This window comes from Nostoc sp. MG11 (assembly GCF_014904695.1).
Taxonomy (GTDB): Bacteria; Cyanobacteriota; Cyanobacteriia; order Cyanobacteriales; family Nostocaceae; genus Komarekiella.
Genome location: NZ_JACXXN010000168.1, coordinates 1 through 1545, shown reverse-complemented (window position 1 = coordinate 1545; position 1545 = coordinate 1). Strand labels below are relative to the sequence as shown.

Sequence of the window (1545 nt, the reverse complement as noted above, 5' to 3'; positions counted from 1 at the left end):
AATCTCAGTTGCACTCGACTTAATAAATCCTCAACATTTAAGAAACTGGTTTGCCAGTTGCTGCTACTGTACCTCATAACAGCCGTAAATGCTGTAAATACCTGAATCTGCTCCCGCTATAACACCACGCCTCACATTAGCTAACACCGCTATCTGCCGCGCCAACAGTTGTTTCGCTTCGTTAACTGAACCGTGCCGCAGTTCGTGTATGGCTTGATGCAATCCAGTGTGAGCATTAGCTGCAAGAGCGATCGCTGTTTGTAAAACTTGTGGGTGTGCCAATATAAATTTGGTGTTCTATCTATAAATTCCTAGAAACCGCCTAGTTCATTGCTCAAGTTCCCAATCTTCGATCACCAACTCACTAACACGATTAAATTCTCTGGTGTTGTGTGTGACTAATGTTAAGTTATTTGTTAAGGCAATAGCAGCTATTTGGAAATCATTGGGGCCGATGGGAGTGCCGCTAGTTAACAATTCTGCACGAATTCTTCCATAAACAAGTGCTGTAGAATCATCAAAAGGTAGAGAAACAAATAATTTGAGAAACTCTTGCTGTCTTGCTAACGTTCTAGCTGGGTCATTACTTCTCATCGCGCCGTAAAACAACTCTGCCTTGACTACTGAACATACAGCAATATCTTCTACATTTGTTGACCGTAAGCGTTCTCGAATTACTGGTGATCTACCATTGAGATAACGAGCGCAAACATTCGTATCTAACAAATACCTCACACAATTTCTTCCCTTGTCTCAAAATCACCTTCGTAGTCAATAACAATTGGATCGTCTTGACAACTACCGTAAGTTTGTTCAAAAAAACCTGGTGGCCATCCTAATTCTTCTGATGTTTTGACACCAGATGACGGTTCTAGTTGTTGATATATTACTGTTACTTCTATTTCTTTGTCTTTTACGCCAACAGGAATCTCAAGGTGCAAAATGCCATCAGCCCCAACATGAGAACATAACTTAATACTGTGCATTACTGTTTTCTCCTACTCTTGGTTGATTTACGAATTACGCAGTACCTCATCTATGATGCCGTATTCAAACTCAATCAAACCCAATAGCTTCTCCTCCACCGCCGTCAAATACGGTCGCTTCAGTTCCCCCAGGTACTTCAACATAGTACGGGCAGCTTCTTCTAGGTTTTCGTTCTCCCGCAACCTACTGATGCGATCGCAGAAGTTTTCGGTCTACTAACATTGCAATATATAAATACTAATTCGCGTATTAGGAATGATTACTAGTACATTATTTGTATAATTTAGGACACGCATCTTAGTAAATACTGCAAATATAATGTTGTTAACATACAAAAATATGGTTAAAATCTATGTTTTAATTTGACTTAAGTCTAGAGATTTGTATAGTGTAGAAGCTAGCCTGTAGAACATTCAACAAAACCTCAGATTCTCTGTTCTCTCTTTTGTTGGCATTCTTGGCGGTTGTGTTGCAAAAAATATTTAAAGTGAGAAAATCCTCTAGAATTAAGATTGTTTATGCAACAAGTCCGAAGATATGTGCAATCAAATTGACTTG

Annotated in this window: 3 protein-coding genes; all 3 read right to left on the bottom strand. The window is 39.2% G+C overall.

Going from position 1 to position 1545, the window contains the following annotated elements; translation table 11 throughout:
• Positions 1–63 precede the first annotated feature (63 nt).
• Genes HCR01_RS37850 through HCR01_RS37840 form a run of 3 tightly spaced genes read right to left on the bottom strand, consistent with a single transcriptional unit; the run spans position 64 to position 986 of the window.
• Positions 64–282 (bottom strand): hypothetical protein, encoded by a 219-nt coding sequence (locus tag HCR01_RS37850; RefSeq protein ID WP_193201003.1) that lies wholly within the window; start codon positions 280–282, stop codon positions 64–66.
• A gap of 45 nt (positions 283–327) precedes the next feature.
• Positions 328–735 carry a type II toxin-antitoxin system tRNA(fMet)-specific endonuclease VapC gene (vapC, locus tag HCR01_RS37845; protein WP_193201002.1) on the bottom strand — a complete coding sequence of 136 codons (408 nt, stop codon included), beginning with the start codon at positions 733–735 and terminating at the stop codon, positions 328–330.
• Positions 732–986, bottom strand: a complete 255-nt coding sequence (locus HCR01_RS37840; RefSeq protein WP_193201001.1) for a hypothetical protein — start codon at positions 984–986, stop codon at positions 732–734. Before HCR01_RS37840 ends, vapC begins: the two co-directional genes overlap by 4 nt.
• Between the last annotated feature and the right edge of the window lie 559 nt (positions 987–1545).